At 40.7% G+C, this 26,192-nt stretch carries 21 protein-coding genes; 6 read left to right on the forward strand and 15 right to left on the reverse strand.

The window, feature by feature from the left end; all coding sequences use genetic code 11:
• Positions 1-174 precede the first annotated feature (174 nt).
• Both FCN25_RS06075 and hldE read right to left on the reverse strand, forming a co-directional pair.
• A complete protein-coding gene (locus FCN25_RS06075) occupies positions 175-1,155 on the reverse strand; it encodes a hypothetical protein (protein WP_137222917.1) in 981 nt (326 codons plus the stop codon).
• 3 nt (positions 1,156-1,158) lie between these two features.
• Positions 1,159-2,589 carry a bifunctional D-glycero-beta-D-manno-heptose-7-phosphate kinase/D-glycero-beta-D-manno-heptose 1-phosphate adenylyltransferase HldE gene (hldE, locus tag FCN25_RS06080; RefSeq protein ID WP_137222919.1) on the reverse strand — a complete coding sequence of 477 codons (1,431 nt, stop codon included), beginning with the start codon at positions 2,587-2,589 and terminating at the stop codon, positions 1,159-1,161.
• A 104-nt stretch (positions 2,590-2,693) separates the two neighbouring features.
• On the opposite strand from hldE, the gene FCN25_RS06085 reads away from it, so the two are divergent.
• Positions 2,694-3,620 carry an LpxL/LpxP family Kdo(2)-lipid IV(A) lauroyl/palmitoleoyl acyltransferase gene (locus tag FCN25_RS06085; protein ID WP_137222921.1) on the forward strand — a complete coding sequence of 309 codons (927 nt, stop codon included), beginning with the start codon at positions 2,694-2,696 and terminating at the stop codon, positions 3,618-3,620.
• 188 nt (positions 3,621-3,808) lie between these two features.
• Here FCN25_RS06085 and FCN25_RS06090 read toward each other — a convergent pair whose 3' ends face one another.
• The gene (locus FCN25_RS06090) at positions 3,809-4,480 is read right to left on the reverse strand and encodes a nitroreductase family protein (protein ID WP_137222923.1); all 672 of its coding nucleotides are present in this window, start codon (positions 4,478-4,480) and stop codon (positions 3,809-3,811) included.
• A gap of 199 nt (positions 4,481-4,679) precedes the next feature.
• Between FCN25_RS06090 and FCN25_RS06095 the strand changes: the two genes are divergently transcribed.
• Positions 4,680-5,360, forward strand: a complete 681-nt coding sequence (locus FCN25_RS06095; RefSeq protein WP_137222925.1) for a nucleoside-diphosphate sugar epimerase — start codon at positions 4,680-4,682, stop codon at positions 5,358-5,360.
• 111 nt (positions 5,361-5,471) lie between these two features.
• Positions 5,472-5,645 (forward strand): helix-turn-helix domain-containing protein, encoded by a 174-nt coding sequence (locus FCN25_RS06100; protein WP_137222927.1) that lies wholly within the window; start codon positions 5,472-5,474, stop codon positions 5,643-5,645.
• 126 nt (positions 5,646-5,771) lie between these two features.
• On the opposite strand, the gene nqrF is transcribed toward FCN25_RS06100, so the two are convergent.
• The 9 genes from nqrF to FCN25_RS06145 form a co-directional block, all read right to left on the reverse strand.
• Positions 5,772-6,989, reverse strand: a complete 1,218-nt coding sequence (nqrF, locus tag FCN25_RS06105) for an NADH:ubiquinone reductase (Na(+)-transporting) subunit F (protein WP_137222929.1) — start codon at positions 6,987-6,989, stop codon at positions 5,772-5,774.
• 24 nt (positions 6,990-7,013) lie between these two features.
• Positions 7,014-7,622: an NADH:ubiquinone reductase (Na(+)-transporting) subunit E gene (nqrE, locus tag FCN25_RS06110; protein ID WP_137222931.1), complete on the reverse strand. Its 609-nt coding sequence runs from the start codon at positions 7,620-7,622 to the stop codon at positions 7,014-7,016.
• A 9-nt stretch (positions 7,623-7,631) separates the two neighbouring features.
• Positions 7,632-8,252, reverse strand: coding sequence for an NADH:ubiquinone reductase (Na(+)-transporting) subunit D (locus tag FCN25_RS06115; RefSeq protein WP_137222933.1), 621 nt, complete (start codon positions 8,250-8,252; stop codon positions 7,632-7,634).
• On the reverse strand, positions 8,253-9,020 hold the full coding sequence (locus FCN25_RS06120; protein WP_137222935.1) for a Na(+)-translocating NADH-quinone reductase subunit C: 768 nt from the start codon (positions 9,018-9,020) through the stop codon (positions 8,253-8,255).
• Positions 9,010-10,224 (reverse strand): NADH:ubiquinone reductase (Na(+)-transporting) subunit B, encoded by a 1,215-nt coding sequence (locus FCN25_RS06125; RefSeq protein WP_137222937.1) that lies wholly within the window; start codon positions 10,222-10,224, stop codon positions 9,010-9,012. Before FCN25_RS06125 ends, FCN25_RS06120 begins: the two co-directional genes overlap by 11 nt.
• On the reverse strand, positions 10,224-11,603 hold the full coding sequence (locus FCN25_RS06130) for a Na(+)-translocating NADH-quinone reductase subunit A (RefSeq protein WP_137222938.1): 1,380 nt from the start codon (positions 11,601-11,603) through the stop codon (positions 10,224-10,226). Before FCN25_RS06130 ends, FCN25_RS06125 begins: the two co-directional genes overlap by 1 nt.
• A gap of 342 nt (positions 11,604-11,945) precedes the next feature.
• Positions 11,946-13,682 (reverse strand): cysteine/glutathione ABC transporter ATP-binding protein/permease CydC, encoded by a 1,737-nt coding sequence (gene cydC, locus FCN25_RS06135; RefSeq protein ID WP_137222940.1) that lies wholly within the window; start codon positions 13,680-13,682, stop codon positions 11,946-11,948.
• Positions 13,682-15,472: a cysteine/glutathione ABC transporter permease/ATP-binding protein CydD gene (gene cydD, locus FCN25_RS06140; RefSeq protein WP_137222942.1), complete on the reverse strand. Its 1,791-nt coding sequence runs from the start codon at positions 15,470-15,472 to the stop codon at positions 13,682-13,684. Before cydD ends, cydC begins: the two co-directional genes overlap by 1 nt.
• 285 nt (positions 15,473-15,757) lie before the next feature.
• Positions 15,758-16,810: a DUF3626 domain-containing protein gene (locus FCN25_RS06145; RefSeq protein WP_167496070.1), complete on the reverse strand. Its 1,053-nt coding sequence runs from the start codon at positions 16,808-16,810 to the stop codon at positions 15,758-15,760.
• A 343-nt stretch (positions 16,811-17,153) separates the two neighbouring features.
• Between FCN25_RS06145 and FCN25_RS06150 the strand changes: the two genes are divergently transcribed.
• Positions 17,154-18,587: a DEAD/DEAH box helicase gene (locus FCN25_RS06150; RefSeq protein ID WP_137222946.1), complete on the forward strand. Its 1,434-nt coding sequence runs from the start codon at positions 17,154-17,156 to the stop codon at positions 18,585-18,587.
• Positions 18,588-18,687: 100 nt separating this feature from the next.
• On the opposite strand, the gene dbpA is transcribed toward FCN25_RS06150, so the two are convergent.
• Entirely contained in the window at positions 18,688-20,091 is a 1,404-nt protein-coding gene (dbpA, locus tag FCN25_RS06155) for an ATP-dependent RNA helicase DbpA (protein WP_137222948.1), read from the reverse strand.
• A gap of 198 nt (positions 20,092-20,289) precedes the next feature.
• Complete coding sequence (locus tag FCN25_RS06160) at positions 20,290-21,156, reverse strand: pirin family protein (protein WP_137222950.1); 867 nt, start codon at positions 21,154-21,156, stop codon at positions 20,290-20,292.
• Between the two features lie 365 nt (positions 21,157-21,521).
• On the opposite strand from FCN25_RS06160, the gene FCN25_RS06165 reads away from it, so the two are divergent.
• On the forward strand, positions 21,522-22,388 hold the full coding sequence (locus tag FCN25_RS06165; protein ID WP_137222952.1) for a hypothetical protein: 867 nt from the start codon (positions 21,522-21,524) through the stop codon (positions 22,386-22,388).
• A 608-nt stretch (positions 22,389-22,996) separates the two neighbouring features.
• Here FCN25_RS06165 and FCN25_RS06170 read toward each other — a convergent pair.
• Positions 22,997-23,599: a TetR/AcrR family transcriptional regulator gene (locus FCN25_RS06170; RefSeq protein ID WP_137222954.1), complete on the reverse strand. Its 603-nt coding sequence runs from the start codon at positions 23,597-23,599 to the stop codon at positions 22,997-22,999.
• A gap of 585 nt (positions 23,600-24,184) precedes the next feature.
• On the opposite strand from FCN25_RS06170, the gene FCN25_RS06175 reads away from it, so the two are divergent.
• Positions 24,185-26,173, forward strand: a complete 1,989-nt coding sequence (locus FCN25_RS06175; RefSeq protein WP_137222956.1) for a multiheme c-type cytochrome — start codon at positions 24,185-24,187, stop codon at positions 26,171-26,173.
• Positions 26,174-26,192: the final 19 nt, after the last annotated feature.

Here is a 26,192-nt window from a genome sequence, read left to right on the forward strand (position 1 = left end):
AGAAAATTCTGCTAAGAATTGGCACATTTACAACATATTTAACCGTACAATATCTAGGTAAACAGAACATTATCGCGATAATGATTTATTAACCCTTTAAAATCAAAGGTTATCAATAACTACAACCAAGTAATTTGTATATGCTAAAAATAATAATTAATAAACATTTACATATCACTTTGCTGTTGAGAATTGCTTTTTAAGCCATTGCTGTGATTTAGTTTTACCCATCAACTGTTTTAACGTCGGTGTCAGTACTTGAATTAACTCAGGTTGACGCCAAAACATATACTCAGGCAAAGATTGAACAGAGCTAAAAGTGCGCTGGACTAAACTCGAAAACTCCCCCATATCACGCGGTGACCACGCAGGCATTAACGGATAAACAGCCGTTAAAAAATCTTCATATCGAGAAAAATGCTGTAATTGTTGGACATCGTAATGACTCAGCACAATTTGAAGCTGAGGCGCACTCCAATGTGACAAATTACCGCTGTCATTAATCAGTGCAAGATTACGCCGATGGAACTGTTGCCATACTAAATCGAGTTGTTGGTATTGCTGTGCAACACACCATAACAAATACAAGTCTGCTAGCCATTCATGCTGATATTCTGTTATAGAGTAAGGTAAAACGCTGCCTTGTAATGAAATATTGTATAAATGTCCTATTTCATGCCACAAAGTTAGTTTTGTTTGATTGGTTAACGGCAACTGATAAGTTGTTAAGCCAATAGCACCACTTTGCTCAAGCATGTCTTTAGCTGGATTAATGATAATAACGCCCGCAATGCTGTCACTTTCAGCAACGAGCACCATCGCACTTTTACGCCCAATAGCGCGGCGAATATTGGCAACAGAAAAAGACGTTTGGTGTTGTAATGACAAAGGGAGTAACGCGATACACTTTTTCAATGCAGGTAAAGAACAGACTAGCGCTTGTTTCTTTGCTATTGGGGTAAAATAAGCTTGGCGAACATCATCATTCGCCAAACCATCTTCAACCATAACAGCTGTTGTTTGAACTTGATTTATGACTAAAGGTTGCGGCGAAATATACTGGCCAGCATTAACAAAGTGACCAACAAATAACGGTACACAAGCAACACTACAGCTTAATAACTTGAGTAATGACCGTTGCCAGTATCTACACATCAACTATTTTTGCGACATAATATTTTGAATAATCGCGGTAGTTGATACACCGTCCTCAAATCCGAGCACTTCAACCTTGCCACCAGCAGCAATCACTTCAGCACCACCAGCAATATCTTCCACTTTGTAATCGCCGCCTTTCACTAAAGAGTCAGGCAATAAACGTGCAATGATACGTTGTGGCGTGTCTTCAGCGAAAGGAACAACCCAATCTACTGATGCGAGTCCAGCTAAAACTGCCATACGGCGATCTACTGGATTAACAGGACGTCCAGGACCTTTTAAACGGGTAACTGAGTCATCATTATTTACCGCAACAATAAGACGATGCCCTAACGCTTTGGCTTGTTGCAAATAGCTTACATGGCCAGCATGTAAAATATCAAAACAACCATTAGTCATCACAATACGTTCACCTCGTAAACGTGCTTGCTCCATCGCATAAGCCAATTGATCCTCTGTCATCACCCCAAAACCAGACTCGCCATGATTCAGAGCTAATGCTTGTATTAGTTCAATGCGGCTTACTGTTGATGTGCCTAACTTGCCCACAACCACACCCGCAGCAGTATTGGCAATCGCACAGGCTTGCGCCAATGTAGCACCGGCAGCAATCGAGGTCGCTAAGGCAGAAATCACGGTATCGCCGGCGCCAGTCACATCGTGAACCTCACGGGCAACCGTTGGAATATGCAATTCAAGTTGGTCTTGCGACACTAACGTCATGCCTTTTTCTGAGCGAGTCACTAAGATGGCATCAAAGTTATGTAACTTAATCAGCTTTTGGGCTTTTTCAATTAAATCAGCTTCGCTAGTAACGGTACCGACAACTGCTTCAAACTCACTCATATTTGGGGTGATTAATGACGCACCATGATAACGGGCAAAATCATGACCTTTAGGATCAACTAAAACCTTTACTCCTTTGGCTCGAGCTTTAGCAATAAAATCCTTTGGCTCATCAATGGCGCCCTTGGCATAATCAGACAATACCAATACATCGACATTATCTAAAATCGCTTCACTTTGAGCAAATAACGCTTGGCTAGTTGACTTATCAAAAGGCTCTTCAAAATCTAAGCGGATCAATTGTTGATTACGTGACAAGACCCGTAATTTAGTAATCGTTGGCTTGTCTGCTACGGTGAGCCATTGCGGTTCAACACCAAACACTTTAACCCCTTGGGTAAGTGCTTGCGCAGTTTCATCTTGGCCAACAATACCCGCTAACTGGACTTGACCACCTAACGTAGCAATGTTTAATGCCACGTTAGCAGCGCCGCCGGGTCTATCTTCAATTTGGTTAATTTTAACAACAGGGACTGGGGCTTCAGGTGAAATGCGTCCCGTAGGGCCAACCCAATAGCGATCTAACATTACATCGCCAATCACTAAAACGCGCGCATTTTCAAAAGCTGGAAGAGAAACCTTCATAGTGTATTCGCTGTCTAATAAAAAATTAACCGTGATTGTACCTAATTTTCAGCAAAATATGAGTTAGAATAACAAATAATTTTTACGAACTAGACGAGTTATCTGTGGTCGAGAAAGCCGAATTTTCTTCTGATTTATATCATCCTAAACATTGGCCTATGTGGTTAGGCGTCGGTTTAATGCGTTTAACCCTGCTATTACCCTTATCTTGGCAAATGAAAATTGGTAGCAGTATTGGTCGATTAGTGATGAAAGTAGCTGGTGGCCGAACTCATACAGCAAAACGTAATATCGAGTTATGCTTTCCAAATATGACTGATACAGACAAACAGCAACTGCTTGAGCGTACTTTTGAAGAAACCGGTAAAGCATTATTTGACACCATTAATGCATGGTGGTGGTCTAACGAGCGCGTGCAGCAACACATGACCATTAAAGGCACTGAGCATGTTAGTCAAAGCCTAGACAATGGCAAAGGGGTGATTTTATTTGCCGTACATTGTTTACCACTTGAAATGGGCGCGCGAATTTTTGGCCAGTTTGCCCCGGGAATTGGAGTATATCGTCCCCACAACAATCCGGTGATGGAATACTTACAAGTCAAAGGTCGCTTACGTTCAAACAAAGGCTTAGTACCTAAGCGCGACGTGCGCCAAATGATCCGCAGTTTGCGCAGCCCAGACGTTATTTGGTATACCGCCGATCAAGATTTTGGTCGTTCAAGCGCTGTATTTATCCCATTTTTTGGCGTACCCGATGCTGCAACCATTACTGGTGCTACTGCACTAGCGAGACTAGGTAAAGCCAATGTGGTGCCTTTTTTTGTAGAACGTAATGCAGATGATAAGGGCTATACCCTTGAAATCATGCCGCCTATAGAGAACTTCCCCGGCGATAATGAAACAGACGACGCCATTCGTGGTAACCAGATTGTTGAACAACTGATTAGCCGCAACAAGGAGCAATATATGTGGCTACATCGTCGCTTTAAAACCCGCCCCACTGAAGACACGCCATCCTTATATGACTGATTTTATTTAATCGACAACTCGAATGTGGTTAATAAAAGAAAGCGCCATTAGGCGCTTTTTGGTTAATGTTAATCTGCTAATACTTTGGGTATACCGACGCTCAATCACTGTTAGAATCGATAATGTAATCGAGTGACAATACTGACTAGCCGAACCACTAATTCATTAAACAGTCTCTGTTATAAACATCACATAAAATCACAAATTTCATTCAATGTTTTTTTGTCGATCGCATGTTGTGGAATAGTCGCATCATCAGCCGGATACCCAGCAATAATAAGCATATAGGGACGTTCATTATCATTGTCACGGCCACACACTTTACTTAAAAAGCTCATCGGTTTTGGGGGGTGAGTTAATGTACCAAGACCAGCATGATGCAATGCTTGGATTAAAAATCCAGTCGCAATTCCCACAGACTCGTGTACATAATAATTACTTTTCTGCTCTCCTGCGGCTTCGGTGCGCTTTTTACTGAACACCGCAATCAGCCAAGGTGCATGTTCTAAGTAGGGTTTATCGGCATTGGTGCCTAACGGTTTTAATGCATCTAGCCATTCTTCACCTGCACGACCAGCATAAAATGCTTGTTCTAACGCTTCTGCTTGCTGACGAATTTGCGCTTTTATCTGTGGGCTATTAATTGCCACAAAATGCCACGGCTGATGATTTGCGCCATTAGGTGCCGTGCCCGCAGCTAAAATACATTGTTCAATAATGGCTTGCGGCACTGCGCGATCAGAAAATGCTCTTATAGAATGACGCCGCTTAATCTCCTGGTAATGATCTTGTGCTCGTTTAAGCATTTCATCAGTTGAGTACTCAATAAAATCTGTTAGTGGTAAATGCGCTTGGGTCATCGTTCATCCTTATTGTTGTTCTTTTGATTGTGCTTATAATGACTGTTCTTATGATGGTTATGTTGATTCGGCACTCATTTATTGTCATAACCCTAACGCTAACAAACACACTAAAAAATGCTATTAAAATATTCTTATTGAAACCATTAGAGCGACAGATTAGAGTCTATGCGAGTCAGTTTAGCTTTCTAAGGATTATATGATTGCAATAATAATGGGTGCAACAGGATTAGTGGGCAACGCCTTACTGACTCGCATCATTGAAAGTGAGCAATATAGTAAGGTATTGGTTGTTGGCCGCTCAATACCTAAATTGGTTGAGCATCAATTCGGTGCTGAAAAAGTGCAATTTATTCCCTGCCAACTTAATGAGTTACATGAAGTCATATTGGCAGACAAAGTTGATCATGCATTTTGCTGTTTAGGCACCACCATCAAACAAGCTGGCAGTGAAGAAGCCTTTATTCAAGTCGATAAATTAGCGGTGCTAGCCTTTGCAAAACTGTGTCAAACACAAGCAAATCCGGCGCTTAAATTTATGGTAGTTACGGCATTGGGTGCAGATGCTAAATCAAAGGTATTTTATAATCGGATTAAAGGTGAAGTTGAACAAGGACTTAAGGCACTACCACTGCCAGTACTTAATGTTTTTCAGCCGAGCTTATTATTAGGACCAAGGGATCATAGCCGTTTTATGGAAGATATTGGTCAAACTATTTTGGGTGGATTAGCATTTTTATTTATCGGGCCACTGCGTCAATACCAGCCAATTGATGCACAAATAGTTGCAGAATCTATGTATCAAGTTGCCTTGAAACCTCAAGTAGCTCCTACCTGCCAAATAATCACCAATGGCATGATGCACAGCTGTCATTATTAATAATACTACTCTCGACAATAGCGCAGCTTTATGACAAGTTAATACACCACAGTTGTTCAATACTAACGACATAAGACGAGTCAAAGTAACCATAACGCAAGGAGAATAGGAATGAGTGATAATAACGATTTAACTTTTAATGAAGTCTGTGAAATACTCGACAAAAGCCCTACGACGATTAAGCGTTATGCTCGCGAAAATTTGCTGTTCACGGAACAACACGGTGAAGTGCTTAGCTTTAACAAAGCCGAAGTGATGCGTTATTTAGCATGTTCTGATCGTTAATATATAGTTGAACTTATCGGCTAAAAAAATCCCCAAATAGTCAATGACGGTATGGGGATTTTTTTGTCCACTTAATTTATCTTCTTTAGCAACCTATAGTTCTGCAAAGGTCGAATGTGCAAAGGATTAGTCACCAAAGTCATCTAATAAGATGTTTTCAGACTCCACCCCTAACCCTTCCAACATCGCGATAACTGACGCATTCATAATTGGAGGTCCACACATATAAAACTCACAATCTTCTGGTGCTTTATGCTGTTTTAAGTAGTTTTCATACAACACGTTATGAATAAAACCAGTATAACCTGTCCAGTTATCTTCAGGTAAAGGATCAGACAAAGCGACATGCCAAACAAAGTTGTCATTGTCAGCGGCTAGTTGATCAAAGTCTTGTTGATAAAAGACTTCCCGAGTTGAACGAGCACCATACCAAAAGCTCATTTTACGTTTGGTTTTGACACTTTTTAGCTGGTTAAATATATGCGATCGCATCGGTGCCATACCTGCACCACCACCAACAAACACCATTTCAGCATCGGTTTCTTTGACAAAAAACTCACCAAATGGCCCTGAAATAGTTACCTGATCACCCGCTTTTAAATTAAAAATATATGACGACATTTTTCCTGGTGGCAAACCTGCTTTAGGCGGCGTCGCAATACGCACGTTTAGCATAATAGTACCCTTTTCATCAGGGTAGTTTGCCATTGAATAAGCTCGTAATACGTCTTCATCAACGGTAGACACTAAATCAAATAAGCCATATCGAACCCAGTCACCACGATACTCTTCAGGAATATCAAAATCGGCATAACGCACTTCATGAGCAGGTGCTTCAATTTGAATATAACCACCGGCTTTAAACAATACGTCTTCGCCATCAGGGAGCTTTAACAGTAACTCCTTAATAAAGGTCGCCTGGTTATTGTTTGAAATGACTTCACATTGCCATTTTTTAACCCCAAAGATTTCTTCGTCAATCTCAAGTTCCATGTTGTTTCGCACGGTAACTTGGCATGCCAAACGACAACCTTCTTTAGCTTCTTTTTTCGTAATATGATCCAGTTCAGTCGGCAAAATATCACCACCGCCAGCCTTCACTTTCACTCGACATTGACCACAAGTGCCACCGCCGCCACACGCAGACGGAATAAAAATATGTTGCCCAGACAAAGCACCTAATAACTTATCACCGGCAGGGGTTTGCACTGTTTTACTGGCATCATCATTAATGCTAATTGTGACATCATCTGTGTTCACTAACTTTCGTTTGGCGACTAAAATCACCATCACTAGCAAACTTACCACTATGGTAAACATGCCAATACCTATTGCCATTTCCATTAAATAACCCTTTTCTTTAATGCGTTATAACGTAATGCCCGCAAATGACATAAAGCCCAGAGCCATTAAGCCGGTGGTAATAAATGTGATCCCAATGCCCTGCAATCCGTCTGGAATAGCATGAAACTTCATTCGTTCACGAAGTCCTGCAAGTAACACTATGGCCATAGCCCAACCCACAGCAGAGCCCGACGCAAATACCACTGACTCAGTAAAGTTATAGTCACGGTTGGCCATAAAAATAACCCCAGCAAAAATAGCGCAGTTTACCGTTAATAATGGTAAAAAGATCCCTAATGACTGGTATAAGGCCGGAATATAACGATCTAAAAACATCTCCAAGATTTGCACTAACGCAGCAATCACCCCAATAAAAGTAATCAGCTGTAAGTAACTTAAATTAAGTTCAGCAAAACCCGCCCAAGCCAATGCGCCTGGGGCTAAAATATTTACGTAGATAACTTGATTTAATGGCACTGCCAGCACCATCACAACAATCACGGCAACACCTAAACCAAATGCTGTAGAGACCTTTTTCGACACGGCTAAAAAAGTGCACATACCTAAGAAAAATGACAGCGCCATATTGTCGATAAACGCCGCTTGGATAAATAAATTAATATAATGTTCCATGCTGTTTCCTTATCCGCGCTTGCGTTGAATGATTTTAATAACCCAAATCATCACACCAATTAAAAAGAACGCGCTGGGTGGCAAAGTGAACATCTCATTCGCCAAATACCAGCCGCCATTTTCAACGGTGGTCAATATGTCATGGCCAAACAAACTGCCACGACCCAGTAGTTCACGAATAAACGCTACACCCATTAGAATTAAGCCATACCCCATAGCGTTGCCTAAGGCATCAACCACGGCCAAATGCGGAGGATTTTTCATCGCAAAAGCTTCTGCTCGGCCCATAATGATGCAGTTAGTGATGATCAAACTGACAAATACAGATAACTGTTTCGACAGCTCATACGCCACATCTTGCAACACCATATCGACAATAATCACCAACGAGGCGATCACCGTCATCTGCGCAATAATCCGTACACTATTAGGGATAAAGTTACGAATACTTGAAATGATTAAATTAGAGAAAACCAATACAAATGTCACCGCAAGTGTCATCACCAATGCGGTTTGCATGGAGTTACTGACCGCTAATGCCGAACACACACCTAATACTTGTATTGCCACAGGGTTATTAGCCATAATTGGCGATGTTAGGATCTCACGAGTTGAAATAGCACGACTCATTTACTTACCCTCCGCAGCTAACGTGTGTAGATAGGTTTGGTATCCTTCCACGCCAAACCAAAACTCGACTAAGCGCTGAATACCAACACCCGAACGAGTCGCGCCACTCACACCATCAACACCGTGAATGTCGCCGTCTTTGGCGCCGCCTTTAATCACTTTAATGGCGATTTTACCTTGGTCATCAAATAATTTTTTACCTTGCCACTTCGCTAACCATTGTGGATCAGTAATAAAGTCTGCAATACCTGGCGTTTCACCATGTTCATAAAACACAATATTTTCGATTGTATTTAAGTCAGGTTTGATTGCCATATAACCATAAATAATCGACCACAAGCCTTTGCCATATATAGGCATCACAATGCTGGCAAGTTGACCATTAGTGTCATACACCTCAAATATGCGAATGTCGGTCGCCATGGTTTTAATTTTGGCGATGTCCTTTTTCGGTTTAGTAGAGGTTTCAGGGTTAATCGATGCCATGCGCTCATCAAAATCAAGTAAATTGGCTTTTTCGGTCACCTTGCCTGTCGCTAAGTTAACCATCTTAGGTTTCACTCGTTGGGCAAATAACTCGCTAAAGTCACCTTGACTGATGTCGATGTCCGCAGCCTTCAATACAAACTGTTGTACTTCTTCGCGCTTTTTAGCCAGCTTACGTTCTTTTAAAATCTCCACGGTACCGGTGATCATAAACGAACAAACCAAGCTCAAAACAATAATAAACACCATTGTTCCGGCGACTGAATCTTTCTTAAAGGCCATGACGTTTTAGTCTCCGTTTGATATTAGCTTGAGCGACTAGGTAGTCGAACAACGGTGCCCATAGATTAGTAAACAAAATGGCTAGCATAATGCCCTCTGGCATTTTGGCATTCAGTAAACGAATAATAATGGTCATAAACCCAATCATAAATCCGAATGCGAACTTAGCCTTATGGGTGTACGATGCGGTAACCGGATCAGTAGCCATAAACATCATTCCCAGCGCAAAACCACCGGTGACTAAGTGCCATGTCCACGGCATCGCCGACATTGGATTTCTGCTTGAACCGAAGTAATTAAATAGCAGCACAGTAATGATCATCCCCAGCATCACACCTGCAACCACACGCCAATCTGCAACACGGGTAAGCAGTAAAATACCGCCACCAATAAGAATGGCTAAAGTACTGGTTTCCCCTACCGCACCGGGGGTAAAGCCTAGAAAGGCATTCCACCAGCTTGTATCTGTAAATACACTAAACCAACTCGTATCGACGAAGCTTAATTTTTTGGCTACGGTAAGCGTTAGCGTGGTCGCGCCAGAAAAGCCATCTACAGCAACAAATTGGCCTAATGACACCACCTCGGTTGGATAAGCAAAATAAATAAATGCATAACCAGCCAGTGCAGGGTTTAAAAAGTTATACCCCATGCCGCCAAACATCTCTTTTGCCACTACCACTCCAAAACTGATGCCTAATGCCACAATCCATAAAGGTGTCGAAATTGGTAAAATTAACGAAAACAGTAATGCAGTAATAAAGAAGCCTTCATGCAACTCTTGGCGACGCACTTTAGCGAATACCACTTCCCACACTAAACTCACCACTAATGCGGTTAAGTAAAATGGCACATAAAAACTGGCACCATAGACAAATAAACTCATCAAGCCAGCACTTTCAGTGAGGGGCCCAAACAGTAAGTTATATATTGCTAATTGCCACGTTTCAGGCTGTGTCGCCCCTGCCATAATGGCAATTTGAGCCTGAAGCCCTATGTTATACATACCAAATAACATTGCAGGGAATAAGCACATACCCACAATGTGCATAGTACGTTTTACATCAATCGCATCGCGAATATGCACATGGCCTTTAGTGCTACGGCCGTTGGCAATCCACAAAGACCGAAGATAACTTCGCATTGAATTACCATGGGCGTAGTAACTGTCTTCAGTGCTTGTTTTTTTATGTTGCAGACTCATTAACCTTCCCTCTCGATAATATCTAAGCAAGCACGTAACTCTTTACCAAAGTCATATTTTCCAGGACAGACAAACGTACATAAGGCTAAATCTTCTTCATCCAACTCTAATGCCCCAAGTAGCTGCGCTTCATCGGTATCACGTACCACTAAATCACGCACTAATAAAATCGGCAAAATATCCAATGGCATCACCCGAGTAAGTTGGCCGAATGCCATCATGGCGCGCGACGAGCCACCAGCATGAGTGGTAAAATCAAATAATTTTTTGGTGCGACTAAAGCCTGACATCATGATGCCAGTTAACGAGAATTTACTGCTGTCGTGGCGAACCCAAGGCAATAATTCATGGCGATCATTTTCGGTCAGTACGCTGATTTGATTATGGAACCGGCCTAAATAGTCATAAACGCCTGTGGCTGTATGACCAGATAATAATGAACCCGAAACAATACGAGATTGTTGCTGATTAATTTCATCAGTAACCCACTCACTAAGCTTTGCGCCTAATTGAGTACGCACTAGTCGTGGTTTTAACACATTAGGGCCGGCTAATGAAACGAAGCGGTCTGTATACAGTTCACCACTTAAAAACAGTTTGCCAAAGGCTATGACGTCCTGATAACCCACATGCCATACCTGACGTTCAATACTCACGGGCAATAAAAAGTGAATATGGGTGCCAACGAGTCCGGCAGGATGAACGCCATTAAAGCGCTGAACGCTCACTTGCGATAAGTCATATTCGCTATCGGTATCAGCGACTAACGATGCACCGTCGTCTTGGCATAAAAACACCTTTCCTTCGGTTAAAAAAGTTAATGCTAATAATCCAGCCTCAAAAGCTTGTGGCTGAGAGGCAATAATGATGCGTGGATCGGGTGCTAGTGGATTAGTATCAATGGCAGTCACGAATATGCCAGCGGGACTAGCATCTAACTGGGGCACTCGTGAAAAAGGACGCGTACGCAACGCGGTCCATAAACCACTGCGTACCAAACTGTCTTTAACAATTTGAGTTGATAGCCCATGAATATCCGCAGGCTCAAAGAGTATCTCTGGTTCTTGCTTGGTATCACAATCAATCACTACCGACTGTAATACCCGACGATCACCGCGATTAATTGCAGCAACAATTCCACTTGCTGGTGCGGTAAATAACACACCAGGTGTTTTCTTGTCTTCAAATAGCACTTGGCCTTTAGCGACACGATCACCAACCTCTACCATCATAGTGGGTTTTAGACCTACATACTCTTCGCCAATTAGCGCCACTTGAGTCGTTTTTGGCGCGCCATCTATTTGCTGCAGAGGCTTCCCCGCAATCGGGATATCAAGTCCACGCTTTATGGTTATCACTGGATTTGAAACACCAACCATCACATTCACCATCTAAAAAAATTCGATGACTAATGTTATATGTTTGCAACTACTAATATAGTAATAACGATCACAATATTTGAGAGAAATGTAACTTTTCAACAATTTCGAATACTAAATATGTGAATTGGGTCAATTTATTGCGATTTAAGCGCGGGCCTGATGTAATTAAGTATCCAAAAGGCCGTTACATTGCGACGTTATTACCATTCTTTATCGATAAACATCAAAACAGTTACCATCATTTGTATTAACAATTCATTTACGTACGGCCATTGCGCCATCGCTAATATATTAATAGCTTATGTTAGTAGCTTATATTTTTATCATAAGCTAAACGTATTAATTAGCACGTAGTGTTAACTGTCCTTGTTGAAATAAGTAAACGGAATCCATTTGCTCTAATGCAGTCAAACGATGACTGATCATTAACAAGGTTTTGTGTTGGGCAAAATCGAGTAATACGTTGAGGATTTCTCGCTCGGTACGTTTGTCCAGTCCTTCTGTTGGTTCATCCAATAGTAGTAAAGGCGCATCACGTAATAATGCCCGAGCGACACCGATTCTGCGCTGCTCACCACCAGATAATTGCCTACCGCCTTCACCAATCCAACTGTCTAATGGTTTATCGCCTTGCAGTAAGGTTTGCAGACCTACTTTTTGTAACACCTCGATAAAGCGTTGATCATGGGTTTTCTTAGCTTCACCTTGAAGATAAGGTAACGCCAAGGCTAAATTGTCACGTAACGTACCAGAAAACAAATAAATACGTTGACTAACCACTGTCATCGCGGCGCGGAGATTTGCATCGCTATAGTCACTTATCGGCTGACCATCAAGCATAATCGTTCCCTGCTGTGCCACCCAATCACGGGTAATCAGCCCCAATAAACTTGATTTACCACAACCTGTAGGCCCCAATATAGCCACCTTTTCACCCGCGTTAATCGTAAGGTCGAGGCCTTGTAATACTTGAGAATGACTTTGATAACCAAAGTGAACGCCACTTATTTGGAGCGCACCGTGGTTGGCTTGCAAGTGGCTATGAGGATTAAATACTACACTTGGTGTTTGCTCGGTGATTTCAGTCACCCGCCGCGCAGCGAGAACGGTACTCGATAAGTGCTGAAATGCTCCCGCTATCGGCATCATCATTTCAAGACTGGCCATAGTAGCAAATACCATTAATGCCATTAATGGCCCTGGAGGAGTCGCATCTCCTACGCCTTGGCCAGCTAAATACAACATAAACACTACCGCACTACCATTGACAACTATCAACAAGGCTTGGCTTAAGCCGGTAATATTCGCCATGGTGGTTTGCTGACTAAATAAACTGTGCTGTGCTTGTTCAAGTTTATCCAAATAGCGCTTATTAGCACCAAATAAACTCAGCTCTGCTTGTCCTTGAATAATATCAAGCAGCTCTACTCGATATTGCCTTTGCGCCTGCATTAACGCTTGCCCGGGGGCCTTTCCTAAGTAATAAAATACCAGCGGAAGGATAAGCCAAGCAGCTAATAACAAGCCACATAAACTCAATGCTAGATGGTGATCAAACCAACCAAGAAACACCAGTAACACCCCTATCATCATTAAAGATGCTGCCATGGGGGTCAGTAAACGTAAGTAGAGATGATCTAAGGTATCAATATCGGCCACTAAACGATTAAGCAAGTCGCCTCTTCGCAAACCTTGTAAATTAGCCGCGCTAAGGGGTAACAACTTATTCCATGCCCAAATACGTAATTGGGTCAATAATTTAAAGGTTGCTTCATGAGTGGCTAACCGTTCGCCGTAGCGGCTTACGGTACGAACAATGGAGAAAAATCGAACCCCTCCGGCAGGAGTGAAATAGTTAAACGCTTGCGAGGTAATCACAGCTAAACCGGCGACCGCACTGGCAGATAAAAACCAACCCGATAATGACAGCAAACCAATACCTGTTAGTAAAGTGGTAAAGGTTAACAATAAACCCACTAACATCATCAACCATTGGCGACGAAACAAAGACACAAATGGACGTAAAACCTGTAACGAATTAGGAGTGTGTGATGAAGTATCAACTGGAAGTGACATTAGTATACCTCCTGTTGTTGGTTCTGTTGTTGATTGAGCAGTTGCGCTAATAATCCATCAGCTTGTTGTAAATCATTCACATGGCCTTGTTGTACTATCATCCCTTTGTCCATAACCAACACACCATTCATATTGTGTAAATCATCTAATTTATGGGTAATCGTTAATCCGCTTGTGGACTTCATTGCGCGGTGCAATGTAGCCAATACAGACTGTTCACTTTTTTCATCTAAGCTGGCTGTCGGCTCATCTAATAAAAATAATTTAGCAGGTTGTGCTAACGCACGAGCCAGCGCAAAACGCTGAGCTTGACCAACTGACACTCCTGTACTTTGATCGCTAATGATCAAGTCGAGTCCCTGTGGATGCTGCAATACAAAATCGCTAATGTTGGCCTGTTCAAGCAATGCCATAATGTACTCATCGGTTAATTGGGGGTTGGCCAATGCGACATTTTCTCTCACCGTGCCATGAAACAATTGCGGGTCCTGGCCTAACCAAGCCAAATGTTGACGCCACTGTGCAACATCAACATGGGATAATTCATGGCCATTGACCAATAATGAACCCTGATAAGGCAAAAACCCCAACAGGGCATTAAGCAAACTGGTTTTCCCTGCACCACTTGGACCAACTATGGCCCAATGTTCACCCGCAGGTAAGGTAAATGAAATGGGCCCGACTAAGCGTTGGCCGTCTAAACTAAATACTTCCAGCCCGATAGCTTGAATCATTATATTGTCAGCGAAAAATTCAACATTCTTCGCTACAGGCTGGATATTGGCTGGTGTGTTGACTTGATAGTCAAGCAGTTCAACCAAAGACTCTGCAGCACCTATAGCTTGTGCCTTAGCATGATAATGGGTGCCTAAATCACGCAAAGGCTGATAAAACTCTGGCGATAAAATCAACACAAACATGCCGGTAAATAAACTTATTTTGACCCCATAATGACCAAAATCGAGATGACCTAAATAACTAAAGCCAAAGTACACTGCGACTACCGCTATCGATACAGCAGCAAAGAACTCTAATACCGCAGAACTCAAAAAGGCTAAACGCAATACCGACATGGTTCGCTCGCGAAAGTCTTCCGAAGCCAGTCCAATATTAACCAACTCAGCTTCGCCACGATTAAACAGCTTTAAGGTTTGTAGCCCTTTAATTCGATCCATAAAATGGCCACTTAAGCGCGACAATGCTTGCATATTTTTACGGTTCGCATCCGCAGCCCCCATGCCCACTAAAATCATAAATAAAGGAATTAATGGTGCTGTCATCAACAAAATTAACCCAGCGGCCCAATTGATTGGAAACACACAGACCAATATAAGCAACGGAATAAAACCAGCTAACATCATCTGCGGTAAGTATTTAGCATAAAAGTCATGTAAATCTTCAACCTGCTCAAATACCAAGGTTGCCCATGCACCAGCTGGTTTCCCTTTAATAAATACTGGCCCGAGTGCGACTAATTTATTGAGTACAGCTTGACGAATGTCTTCACGTAAGCGTTTACCGGCCTCAAAACTTATCCGTTCACGCACTTGCGCTAACAAAGCTCGAATGATTAACAAACCAATAAGTGCATAAAACTCGATGCTTAATGTTGCTGGTGCAAGGTTGTCAATAATGACGCCCTGTAAAATCTGAGCAATAAAATAGGCCTGTCCCACAATAGCGACACCATTGAGTACACCACATAAAACAGATAATTTGAGAAAAATACCACAAGAAGATTGTTGGCTTTTAAGCCATTTGGCTAATGACTTTTCTAACGACTTGTCCATGAAGCTCCAGCAGAGTTATCGATGACCACTTTAATGGGCTAGTATCGCAGTAGTGGCAGCGAGTTAACACCTAAAACAGTGTAAATGTTAACTGATTCACATTTTACTAATTAAGCCTTATTTAAAGAGTCCATTGAGTAAAAATATGTTTGTTGGTATTCAATGCCACTGTGATGATTTAACGGCCCGATGAAATTGATTATTTAAGCCGAGATTAAATACTAAGACACTAACCACCAAAAAAATCAGACAGAGTAAAAGAAAAAAACTATTGTCAGTTAATCTTTATGGGGCGGTACTCTCGCCGTATTTAACCAATACGTGCCAGAGTAATTTTAGATCTTGCAGCTTTTTCGCGTGGGTACCACGCTCACTCCACGAAGCAGGCTGTTGTTGTAAATGATACGCCGCGCGGCCGATAATTTCAGCATTGATAAATTCATTTTCAGCAATACTTTGTGCCAAAGTCGGCATCGTTGGCCCACGAAAATCATCTGGCACTTGTGAAACATTAATTTGACGTCCCTGATGCCAATGCAACTCAATGCTATATTCGTCACACAAGGCGATGAATGAATCGCCAATGGCATTACCTTTAAATGATGGATCCGCAACTAACATAGCAACATCTTGATCGAGCGACACATCACCATGTATTTGCGCTTCAATGTAATGATCTAAATTACCACTTGGCGCCGTGTCAAAACGGCTACTGATATCATCGGTTAAATGTTGGCTAAAATGTTCAATTAACTTATTCGGTTTAAGCCCTGGAATACCCAACGCATATTGACGCTCAAAACTTTCACTTAATAATGCCGCTAAAATGGCATCAAAACATTTAATCGTGCCCTTTTCTTTGGGCTGTCGATATGAATCCATATAGCTGAAAGTGCAGCGAGACAATATTTGAGGGTGAGTGATAAAGTAACAACTGCCAAATCTTGGTGCAGGCCCTAACGAACACAAACCAAAATCCAGTGCACCATATTTAGGACGATGTTTAATCCCCGAATACGTATTACCAAACAGCTTATTTTCGAAATGATCACGCGAGCCACCTAACTCTGGCGACAAGTGCCCATTCGACACATGGGTTTCAAACTGACTTTTATATACACCATCGCGCAATAGACCATTAACCACGGTTAAACCACGACTATCAATTCTATCTGGATGAAAATGCAGAGCAACTCGACTGTGTTGCGCAAGCTCTCGCATAGCGAGTTGAAGTGACAAAGTAGAAATATTCGACATTAACAACACATTTTTGATCACGGCATGAGCATGATCTCGCAGCTCATACGCCATTTTCTCTATGTGTGTTTGTGCCGTTATTTTCATCAGTAAGTGACACCTTTTGTTAAATATACACAGCTAAGTAGCTGAATATTTAGATAGAAAACGGATTGTCATTTTATTGTATGTAATAAGTAGACTTTTAGCACTGATTCAAGTCTCAAGATTAACACGATTTCATTCAAATCCATCATTCAGGGTTAACCCTTTAGCTTTTTACACCACAAAACGTCGCGTTATTAATAACAAGCTCAACGGAAATATCGTTGCTCCCACAGGGATTTGATAGCACTTATAGCGGTTTTCAGGTAAGCTTCACGCCCGCCGTTATCTGGCTACCTTTTATTCAAAGCAACAATGCGTTGCCCAAAGAGATTTTTCTATGAGTTTTTCCTCACTTGGTCTGAATGCTGCTATTTTAAAAGCGGTTGAAAAACAAGGTTACGACACCCCATCTCCAATTCAAGCACAAGCAATTCCAGCGGTTTTAGCCGGTCAAGATGTCATGGCTGCTGCACAAACGGGAACTGGGAAGACAGCCGGTTTTACCCTACCAATTTTAGAATTATTATCTAAAGGTGAGCGCGCTCAACGTGGTCAAGTCCGTGCATTAGTGTTAACGCCTACACGAGAACTTGCCGCACAAGTACAACAAAGCGTTGCAACTTACGGTATCAACTTACCGTTAAAATCAGCAGTGGTATTTGGTGGTGTTTCTATCGTGCCGCAACTCGCAGCGTTGAGAAACGGAGTCGACATTTTGGTCGCCACTCCAGGTCGTTTACTCGACTTATGCCAACAAAAAGCACTTAGCTTCAATAAATTAGAAATATTAGTATTAGACGAAGCAGACCGCATGCTCGATATGGGTTTTATTCGCGACATTAAAAAAGTATTAGCAATGTTACCTGCTAAGCGCCAAAACTTAATGTTTTCAGCAACTTTTTCAAATGAAATTCGTGAACTTGCTAAAGGGTTAGTTAATAATCCGGTTGAAATTTCAGTCACACCACGTAACGCAACAGCAAACACTGTGACCCAATGTGTGTATCCTTTGGATAAAACACGTAAATCAATGGCGCTAATCGAACTGATTAAAACCAATGATTGGAAACAAGTGTTAGTATTTTCTCGTACCAAACATGGTGCAAACCGTTTAGCGAAAAGCTTAGAAGCCGCTGGTATCAAAGCCGCAGCCATTCATGGTAATAAAAGCCAAACAGCACGAACCAAAGCATTGGCCGATTTTAAAGCGGGTGCAGTACAAGTCATGGTCGCAACGGATATTGCCGCACGCGGTATCGACATCGATCAACTACCTTATGTTGTTAACTTTGACTTGCCTAACGTACCTGAAGATTATGTGCATCGTATTGGCCGTACTGGCCGTGCAGGTTCAACAGGCCAAGCGGTATCTCTCGTTGGTCTAGAAGAAGTTAAGTTGTTACATGATATTGAGCGTTTAATTAACCGAACCATTGAGCGTAAACAACTAGCGGGGTTTGAAGCGCCGTTTACTATCCCTGAAGCGAGTAGCAGATCTGGCGGCAATGGTGCTAAAAAACCAAATCCGAACCGCAGTAAACATGCTCAACAGAATGCTAACGATGGTGCTCAAGGTGATAAGCCGGCACGTAAATATGACTCTCGTCAGCAATCTCGTGGAAGTGATAAGCCAGCAGATCCTAAGGCAGAAGCGCGTGCAAATGGTAATAAACCACCACAACGTAATCGTCCACCACGTCGAAGTGGTACTGCGCCAGTTACGTCAACAAATAGCAATAATCCTTATGCTAACGCTAAAGTTAAAAGCTAATTATTCATAACACTAGCTCGCGATAAAGCATAAAAAAACCGGTGAACATTGTTCACCGGTTTTTTCTTACTATTTAACCTGAACTCGGGAATTTAAAAAGTTACATAAACCAAGCGCGGTAATTACGACCTTTTAGCTTACCTTTACTGATGATATTCATCGCTTGTTTAGATACATTGCTTTTTACTGCAACGTAAGCGCGAAAATCAGTCACTTTTATTTTACCAATATCGTTAAAATCTAAACCATTACCCCCCGTTAATGCACCGACAATATCACCAGGACGGATTTTTTGCTTTTTACCACCCTCTATTTGAATCGTGGTCATTTCAGCGGCCAGCGGTTGTTTATTCAGTGCACTCATTGGTGGTAAAGGTTCGCTCACCACATCTTTATTCATGGCTTCTTCAATCATCGCCATTTTGTAACCGTCTTCTTCACCAAAGAAAGTGTAAGCGGCGCCAGAACTGCCGGCACGACCAGTACGGCCAATACGGTGAATATGGACTTCAGTGTCATGGGCAATATGATAATTAAAAACCGCATCTAACTCATCAATATCTAAACCACGCGCGGCGACATCGGTTGCGACTAAAATACGCGCACTACGGTTTGCAAACTGCAATAACATTTGATCGCGATCGCGTTGTTCTAAATCACCGTGTAATGCTAATACACTAAAGCCAAACTCATGTAATGAGTCTGCCACTTGTTGGGTTTCACGCTTGGTATTACAAAACACTACCGAACTTTCTGGCTGTTTATCCAATAACAATAAACGTAATGCTTCAAGACGGCCTTGGTTATCTTCAATACGGTAAAAATGTTGATCGATAGTTAGGTTATCGTGCTTAGCTTCAACTTTAACCATTACCGGTTTATACAGAATTTGATCGGCAATCGCTTGAATTTGATCTGGAAACGTAGCACTAAACAATAGCGTTTGACGCTCACGAGGTGCAGCGGCAATAATTTGGTCAATGTGCTGTTGAAAGCCCATTTCTAACATGCGGTCTGCTTCATCTAAAATAAGCATATTCATGTTACTTAAGTCTAAACGATTACGATCTAAATGATCAACAATACGACCCGGCGTACCAACAATGATATGAGCGCCGTGTTCTAATGAGCCAACTTGCGGTCCCATAGGTACACCGCCACAAAGTGTTAGTACTTTAACGTTGTGAATACCACGGGCCAAGGTACGAATGTCTTTCGCTACTTGATCAGCCAATTCACGTGTTGGGCATAACACCATGGTTTGAATGCGAAAACGTTTTACATCCAGCTTATTCAGCAGCCCTAAACCAAAAGCAGCGGTTTTACCTGAACCAGTCATGGCTTGACCAATAACATCTTCACCAGCCAAAATTGGCGGTAAGCTTTCGGCTTGGATCTGAGTCATCGATTCAAAACCCATGGTTTGGAGGTTTTCAAGCAATTCAGGTTTTAAATTTAGTGATGCGAAAGCCGTGTTAACGGCCTGTTCAGTTGACTGACTCAAGGCGAATATCCTCTGATATCGAAAGCTAAAAAAGCAGACTAGTGCTGCACAAACAAATTAGCCAAGGTTATTAATATCTACGTATCAAATATCAACGTATCAATATTACCCTTGGCCATATGTGGAGTATTGTAGCAATTTTATTCATTGTACGCTGACAAATCTTTCTTTCAAATAATGGTTATTTTAATTCCAAAATTACCCTATTTTATCAAAGCGAACTTGCTGATAATCATCAACGGCTTGTTCAATCTCCGCTTGGGTATTCATCACAAACGGCCCTTTACGCACAATTTTTTCATTAATCGGTGTACCTACAAGCAACAATAATCCTGCCCCTGTCGATTCCGTTTGAAAGTGGCTCACGTCATTTGGATCTAAAATCAAAAGTTGCCCAGCACCCGCTGTTTCTCGTAAACCTAGAGCATCAATATAATGCAGTTCTCCACGATAAATATAAACACACACTGTTTGGTGCTCTGCTAAATTAAGCGTGCCGTGACCATACTTAGCTAACGTTAAATCAGCAATAGCCCCATGGCCAGCTAAACCTTGAATACTTGAGGTTATCTTGTGGGGTTGTTGATTGAACCCCCAACTCCCCGCCAATGCAACAAGTGTTGCACCGTGTTCATTATCTATACTCGGATTAACCTGTTTGCTCGCATCTTGATAAATAGCTGGGCGCATTTTATCTTTAGCGGGCATATTGAGCCAAATTTGGAACCCATGTAGTCCTTTTTTGGCATTCGTTAATGGCATTTCAGAATGTTCTATACCGCTACCCGAACTCATCCATTGCACATCACCGGCATGAATGGCTTTTACATTACCTAATTGATCCCTATGCTCAAAGCTACCTTCAGCAATATAAGTAAATGTTTCTAACCCCCTATGAGGATGGGGTGCAAAACCAGCGATGAAATCCTGTTGGTGATCCAATTTAATTTCATCAATCATTAAGTAAGGGTCAAAACGGAGCTGGTCAAAATCGGCAATACGATTGATATTCACACCATCGTGGTTCATCGCGGCTAACGCACTAAAACGCTGTAGTACTTTCATGAAAACCTCGACGATGAAAACAGTAATCTTTGAATAATAGCAGCCAGTTAACGAAATAAATATTGCATAATAGTATGATTTTCTTTCGATAAAATCGATTATGCCTTTTGAAATATAGGCTTAGTAGATAGTCATACTGCGTATATAAACTGACGATAACTGTCTTGAAAAACACCAATATTAATGCGTCATATTTCGAGTACAAAGACCCCCTTACACAATGAAAATCCTCAACTTAATTCCTGAAAAATCAATTGTTCAAGCATAAAACTGAACTTTACTTTCTATTAACAATCCAAAAAGAGACTGTTGATGATTATGTGATAATACAGTGCTGAAGTGCAGTAACAAAATGGGATAAGTCATTGGAAATAATAACAACATTCAGGGATGTCCAGCACACTCGTATCTTAACGAGTAATCCTGATGGTGCTCATTTTATTAAGCCTATTATGATCGCATTCATCATCCATGCAGTGCTCATTTTAGCGATAGCATGGTTTTGGTATCAAGACACGTCTCAAAGAAAAGCCAATTTTATTAGCTCACCTAAATCAGAGATGATTAAAAGTTACCTAATCACAGCGAAACAATACCAATCGATACGAGATAAATATGAGAAATTAAACAATCCTTCCTCTATAGCTAACCACGACTCATCAGTGTTAGTTGTGCCAAAAATACCATCACAAATAGTCACCTCGCAAACGACAATAAAAACCGTTAACAAACCAATTATCTCTAACAAAAATCAGCTTAAGCCTGTAAAAAATGTAAACAAAGATAAACCGCATCAACTTAACAACGCTGAATTAAGTACTAAACTAAATGCCAAACCTAACATTAAAAAGTCGATTTCCACGTCACAATCAATTCAACAAGCATCAACAAAATTCATCCAACAACACAATAACGATCAATTAGAACTGCTCTTCGATTCACAAACCGCATTACAAAATAAACCAGCTGGAACCATGAGTGAGATGGACCCCCAATTAGATTTTATTGTGTTATCACCAGAAGTTGATATAAGCCAACCTCATACATTTAACCATAAATTGGACCCTAATCGGATTGTGAAACAAGGTGATTACTGCTATCGAGTGGTAGAGCTACCAACACAAATAAACCCGCATGGATATGGATTAGGTTATGCAAAATTTTGTGGCGAAGATAAACAACAAAAGCTTTTAACAGAGTTAATTAATAATAGAATTAATAACATAAAATAATGACATTCATTCAGTGATAATAATTAGGCCCGGTTGATCTTTCAAGGTCGTTTTTGCAGCAAATTGTTGTTCCTGACTTAAACATGAGCTAAAGGCAGAGGCTTTGTAGTGTAATTATTCTACATTAGCAGCCGATAACGCAGTAGAAATGAACAACAAACGCTGCCCGTAGGGATCTGCTAAAAACAAGTGCAAACCGCTAACAGGTTAAGAATGTAACATTAGGTACTATGAGGTCAGTAAATACTCAAGTTATTAATAGTTAAGATCTTAATCGTCAGTTGGCGAGTGCGACAAAAGGCTTTAGCTTTTCATCGACCGATAGTGATGTTCTAATTAATTCAGGGTAATAGATACATTGCACTGACTTGTTGGTTATGGAACAGCCATAAGCTGGTGTAAGGGCTCTAAATTTATGAGTTCAAAAATATCGGGCTTTTATATAGGTAGAGATAAAAAGCAGTTACATAAAATCATTAACGAAATTGAGTGAATTTGAATAGGTATTTTTTGTTATCCAAACTCAGAATTAGTACAAAATCAGGAGTACCATTAACGAACAAAAAAATTAATATATAGTGAGAGTCTGACCTTAATAATCCAATGTCTTAATGTAACCCTATATTTTTCAGACAATTTTCTATAACACAAGTAAGATCAGTTGAAGGGGTATTGATTCTAGACATGCAAGCCGTCCCTTTTAGGGTTGTAAAAATGCACATTGAACACTCATTAGCCCGTTTATTAAGACCTAATGCAATTGATTCTGGATCCGTTAAAAACAGATCTACCCACATATTTAGAATGTCATTATCTGAATCAATCAACTTCTGTGTTGCTTCTGCAGGCATATTGTCACTATCCAGATCAGATTGGCATAATGTGACAAAGCAACCTTTGTGTTCAATAGAATCACATTGGCGAATGAGAATTGACATCATACAATTCCTCATTCTTTCACTTAAAGAAATATTTTCCTGATAAAGCAAACTGAAATTATTAGCGTCTCTATTGTTGAGGTATAAATCCGTAGCTTTAATGAATAGTTGTTCTTTATTAATAAAAGCATTGTATAAGCTTTGTTTTTTGATCCCCATGCTTTCAGTTAGGTCACTCATAGAGGTACCTACATAACCTTTTTGCCAAAATACTTTCATGGCAGAATCTAAAACAGCTGCTTCATCAAACTCTTTTTTGCGCCCCGCGGCCATAGAACCTCGTAAATTTAAGAATGTTGTTAATTTAAAGAAAACTCTTCGAGTAAACTTATCATTCAAGGGATGAGTTAACTGTGTGCTAAGTCAAATTAATCAGCTAACTTAAAAATCTAATATCTAATATTATTATAAACCAATCACTTTATTAGCAACAGCTTAAACAACTTAAACAGCTTAAATTCTTACACATATCTTCTTGTTTGAACGCTCATTCCAATAGATAAAATTGACACCTATCACTAATTAGGTATTCCACTCTACAATTTTGGAGCAATCGGTAAAAAATTAGGTTAACATTTCGTTAATTTAATTTAAGGTAATAAACAATATAAAACCAAGACACTTAATTTATGAGTCATTTAATTGAAGTTACGAAATAATAATTTATTAACTAGGAGAGTTTATGCTTATAAAAAGTCTAATTAAATAAACAGAGCACATATATAATCATAGCGAAAACAAATATAAACATTTAAAAAGAAATCATTCGATATTTATAACACCTTGAATATAAATTCTTATTCATAGGCGGGTTTACGTTAAGTAAATAATATCAAAGGATAAACTTTAGGATGAACAATGATGAATAAACGATTTAAACCTATATTGCTAACTACCACAATATGCCTCATATTATCAGCATGTGGTTCTGATAGTGATAGCGATACAGCTGTTATCGAACCAACCACTCCTACCACTCCTACGGAAAATAAAAGTCCTCAAGCATTCCCAGATTTAGCCACTGTCACTCAAGGCGAAACAATTACTATTGATGTACTTGATAACGATACTGACCCTGAAAACGATGCATTATCAATTGTCTCGGCTGAAGGTTTAGTTATTAGCGGTGACATTATCAGTTATACCGCCCCAATTGATGAGGTAGGTGATAAAACATTTAACTACACTATTAGCGATGGTTCATTGGAAGCATCATCAACTATCACGATTACCATTTTAGATAAAGCCGATGAAAATGCGGTAATTAGTCGCGGTGAATACGCTGGAGCAGAAACCTGTGCGACATGTCACCAAGATAAATATAATGATTGGAAAGGTTCTCGCCATGCCACAATGCTTAGAAAGCTATATATGGATGGCAATACTATAACTGCACCTTGGGGAACAGAAACTGAACCATTAACATTTACAGATAGCGGAAAACACCAATACACCTCGTTCATGAAGGACGAAAAATATTGGGTGACTATTCATGATGCTGTGGACAGTAGCAACGATCTTAGTTTTCAAATTGATGCTGTTGGATATAAAGCGACACAAATGTTTTTAAGCTGGGACGAAGCCAATCAAAACTATATTACTATGCCATTCATTTATTGGGATTGGGAAGCTAGTAATCCTAAAGAACCCTCTCCAGATAACCAATGGACCCCTTTAACCAGCGGTATTTTCTTCTTCAATTCCGATGGCAGTTTATTTACTGGCGACAAACTTGAGCTAAGTAAACGTGCATTTGGTTTTACTAACTTGTGTATAGAGTGTCATACCACAGGTTATGAAGTCACAAGCTGGGAAATTAAAGATACCGTATTTGGCAATCGTGTCATTCCAATTGATAATACGAGTAAAACGGTAGAGTTTGGTATTGCTTGTGAAAAATGTCATGGCCCAGGAGCAGAACATGCTCGTACTATGAGCCCTGATGACATTATTCAACCAACAAAAGATCTTACTGGTGACCAAGCAGGAGATGAATGTAATGTATGCCATATAGCACCAATATCTCTAAATAGTCCTGCGGCAATCCAAAAAGGTTATGGTTACAAGTTTAATGCTGACAATCCATTAGGCCACGGTATGTTCCCTAATCCTGGTGACAATATTGATGAATTCCAAGGTTCATCTTCTGATAATGTGAGTTATTGGCCTGGAACCACAATCAGACGTCATATTAGAACTCATGGTTTAGAGCTTGCAGAGTCAAAACATGGCAAATATGGAATGTCTTGTGTGACTTGTCATGATCCTCACTCACAAGAAATCAAGTTTGGTGGAGAAGATGATACAGATCTACTGTGTATAAGCTGTCATGCTGAAAAAGACAGTAGTGCACACAAACTAACATCACATACTTTAGCAGATGTGAAATGTGCAGATTGCCATATGCCATGGAATAAACATGCTGGTGGCCGTGGACATCGTTATGATGGTAGATCACATTCTTGGGATTTATTAACACCAACTGACTCATTAAAAGGATTTGACGAACTACGTCCTTATACTGAAGCTGGTGCAGATCCTGATGCACAATTAACGAAAGATTGGGAAAGTATTCAGGCGATTAAAGAGTTATGCTACGACAACTTCAATTACCCAATTAATGTTGTTGGCTGTGTTAAATTCGATATTATGCCAAATGCATGTTCTAGCTGTCATACAGACGACTTCCCAACTCCTGGTGTATTCACAGATGAAGAACGTGAAAAATTAGTGGCTGGTGAAAAACGTCTTGAAGCGTTTAAATTACTGAGTGATATTAATAGCGACAGTGATAGCGACAGTGATAGCGACAGTGATAGCGACAGTGATGGTGACAAAAAAGATTAATTCCATCAAATAGAAAAAA

It is taken from the genome of Shewanella sp. MEBiC00475, from assembly GCF_005234075.1.
GTDB classification, from domain to species: domain Bacteria; phylum Pseudomonadota; class Gammaproteobacteria; order Enterobacterales; family Shewanellaceae; genus Shewanella; species Shewanella polaris.

Excerpts from the sequence above, each read along its gene's own strand:
- hldE (WP_137222919.1), bottom strand. The coding sequence starts at position 2,589 with ATGAAGGTTTCTCTTCCAGCTTTTGAAAATGCGCGCGTTTTAGTGATT.
- FCN25_RS06160 (WP_137222950.1), bottom strand. The coding sequence starts at position 21,156 with ATGAAAGTACTACAGCGTTTTAGTGCGTTAGCCGCGATGAACCACGAT.
- FCN25_RS06170 (WP_137222954.1), bottom strand. The coding sequence starts at position 23,599 with ATGGCCGCGGGGCGCAAAAAAGAGTTTGATGAAGCAGCTGTTTTAGAT.
- FCN25_RS06100 (WP_137222927.1), top strand. The coding sequence starts at position 5,472 with ATGAGTGATAATAACGATTTAACTTTTAATGAAGTCTGTGAAATACTC.
- FCN25_RS06125 (WP_137222937.1), bottom strand. The coding sequence starts at position 10,224 with ATGAGTCTGCAACATAAAAAAACAAGCACTGAAGACAGTTACTACGCC.
- FCN25_RS06175 (WP_137222956.1), top strand. The coding sequence starts at position 24,185 with ATGATGAATAAACGATTTAAACCTATATTGCTAACTACCACAATATGC.
- nqrE (WP_137222931.1), bottom strand. The coding sequence starts at position 7,622 with ATGGAACATTATATTAATTTATTTATCCAAGCGGCGTTTATCGACAAT.
- FCN25_RS06120 (WP_137222935.1), bottom strand. The coding sequence starts at position 9,020 with ATGGCCTTTAAGAAAGATTCAGTCGCCGGAACAATGGTGTTTATTATT.
- nqrF (WP_137222929.1), bottom strand. The coding sequence starts at position 6,989 with ATGGAAATGGCAATAGGTATTGGCATGTTTACCATAGTGGTAAGTTTG.
- cydD (WP_137222942.1), bottom strand. The coding sequence starts at position 15,472 with ATGGACAAGTCGTTAGAAAAGTCATTAGCCAAATGGCTTAAAAGCCAA.
- FCN25_RS06075 (WP_137222917.1), bottom strand. The coding sequence starts at position 1,155 with ATGTGTAGATACTGGCAACGGTCATTACTCAAGTTATTAAGCTGTAGT.
- FCN25_RS06115 (WP_137222933.1), bottom strand. The coding sequence starts at position 8,252 with ATGAGTCGTGCTATTTCAACTCGTGAGATCCTAACATCGCCAATTATG.
- FCN25_RS06130 (WP_137222938.1), bottom strand. The coding sequence starts at position 11,603 with ATGGTTGGTGTTTCAAATCCAGTGATAACCATAAAGCGTGGACTTGAT.
- cydC (WP_137222940.1), bottom strand. The coding sequence starts at position 13,682 with ATGTCACTTCCAGTTGATACTTCATCACACACTCCTAATTCGTTACAG.
- FCN25_RS06090 (WP_137222923.1), bottom strand. The coding sequence starts at position 4,480 with ATGACCCAAGCGCATTTACCACTAACAGATTTTATTGAGTACTCAACT.
- FCN25_RS06150 (WP_137222946.1), top strand. The coding sequence starts at position 17,154 with ATGAGTTTTTCCTCACTTGGTCTGAATGCTGCTATTTTAAAAGCGGTT.
- FCN25_RS06095 (WP_137222925.1), top strand. The coding sequence starts at position 4,680 with ATGATTGCAATAATAATGGGTGCAACAGGATTAGTGGGCAACGCCTTA.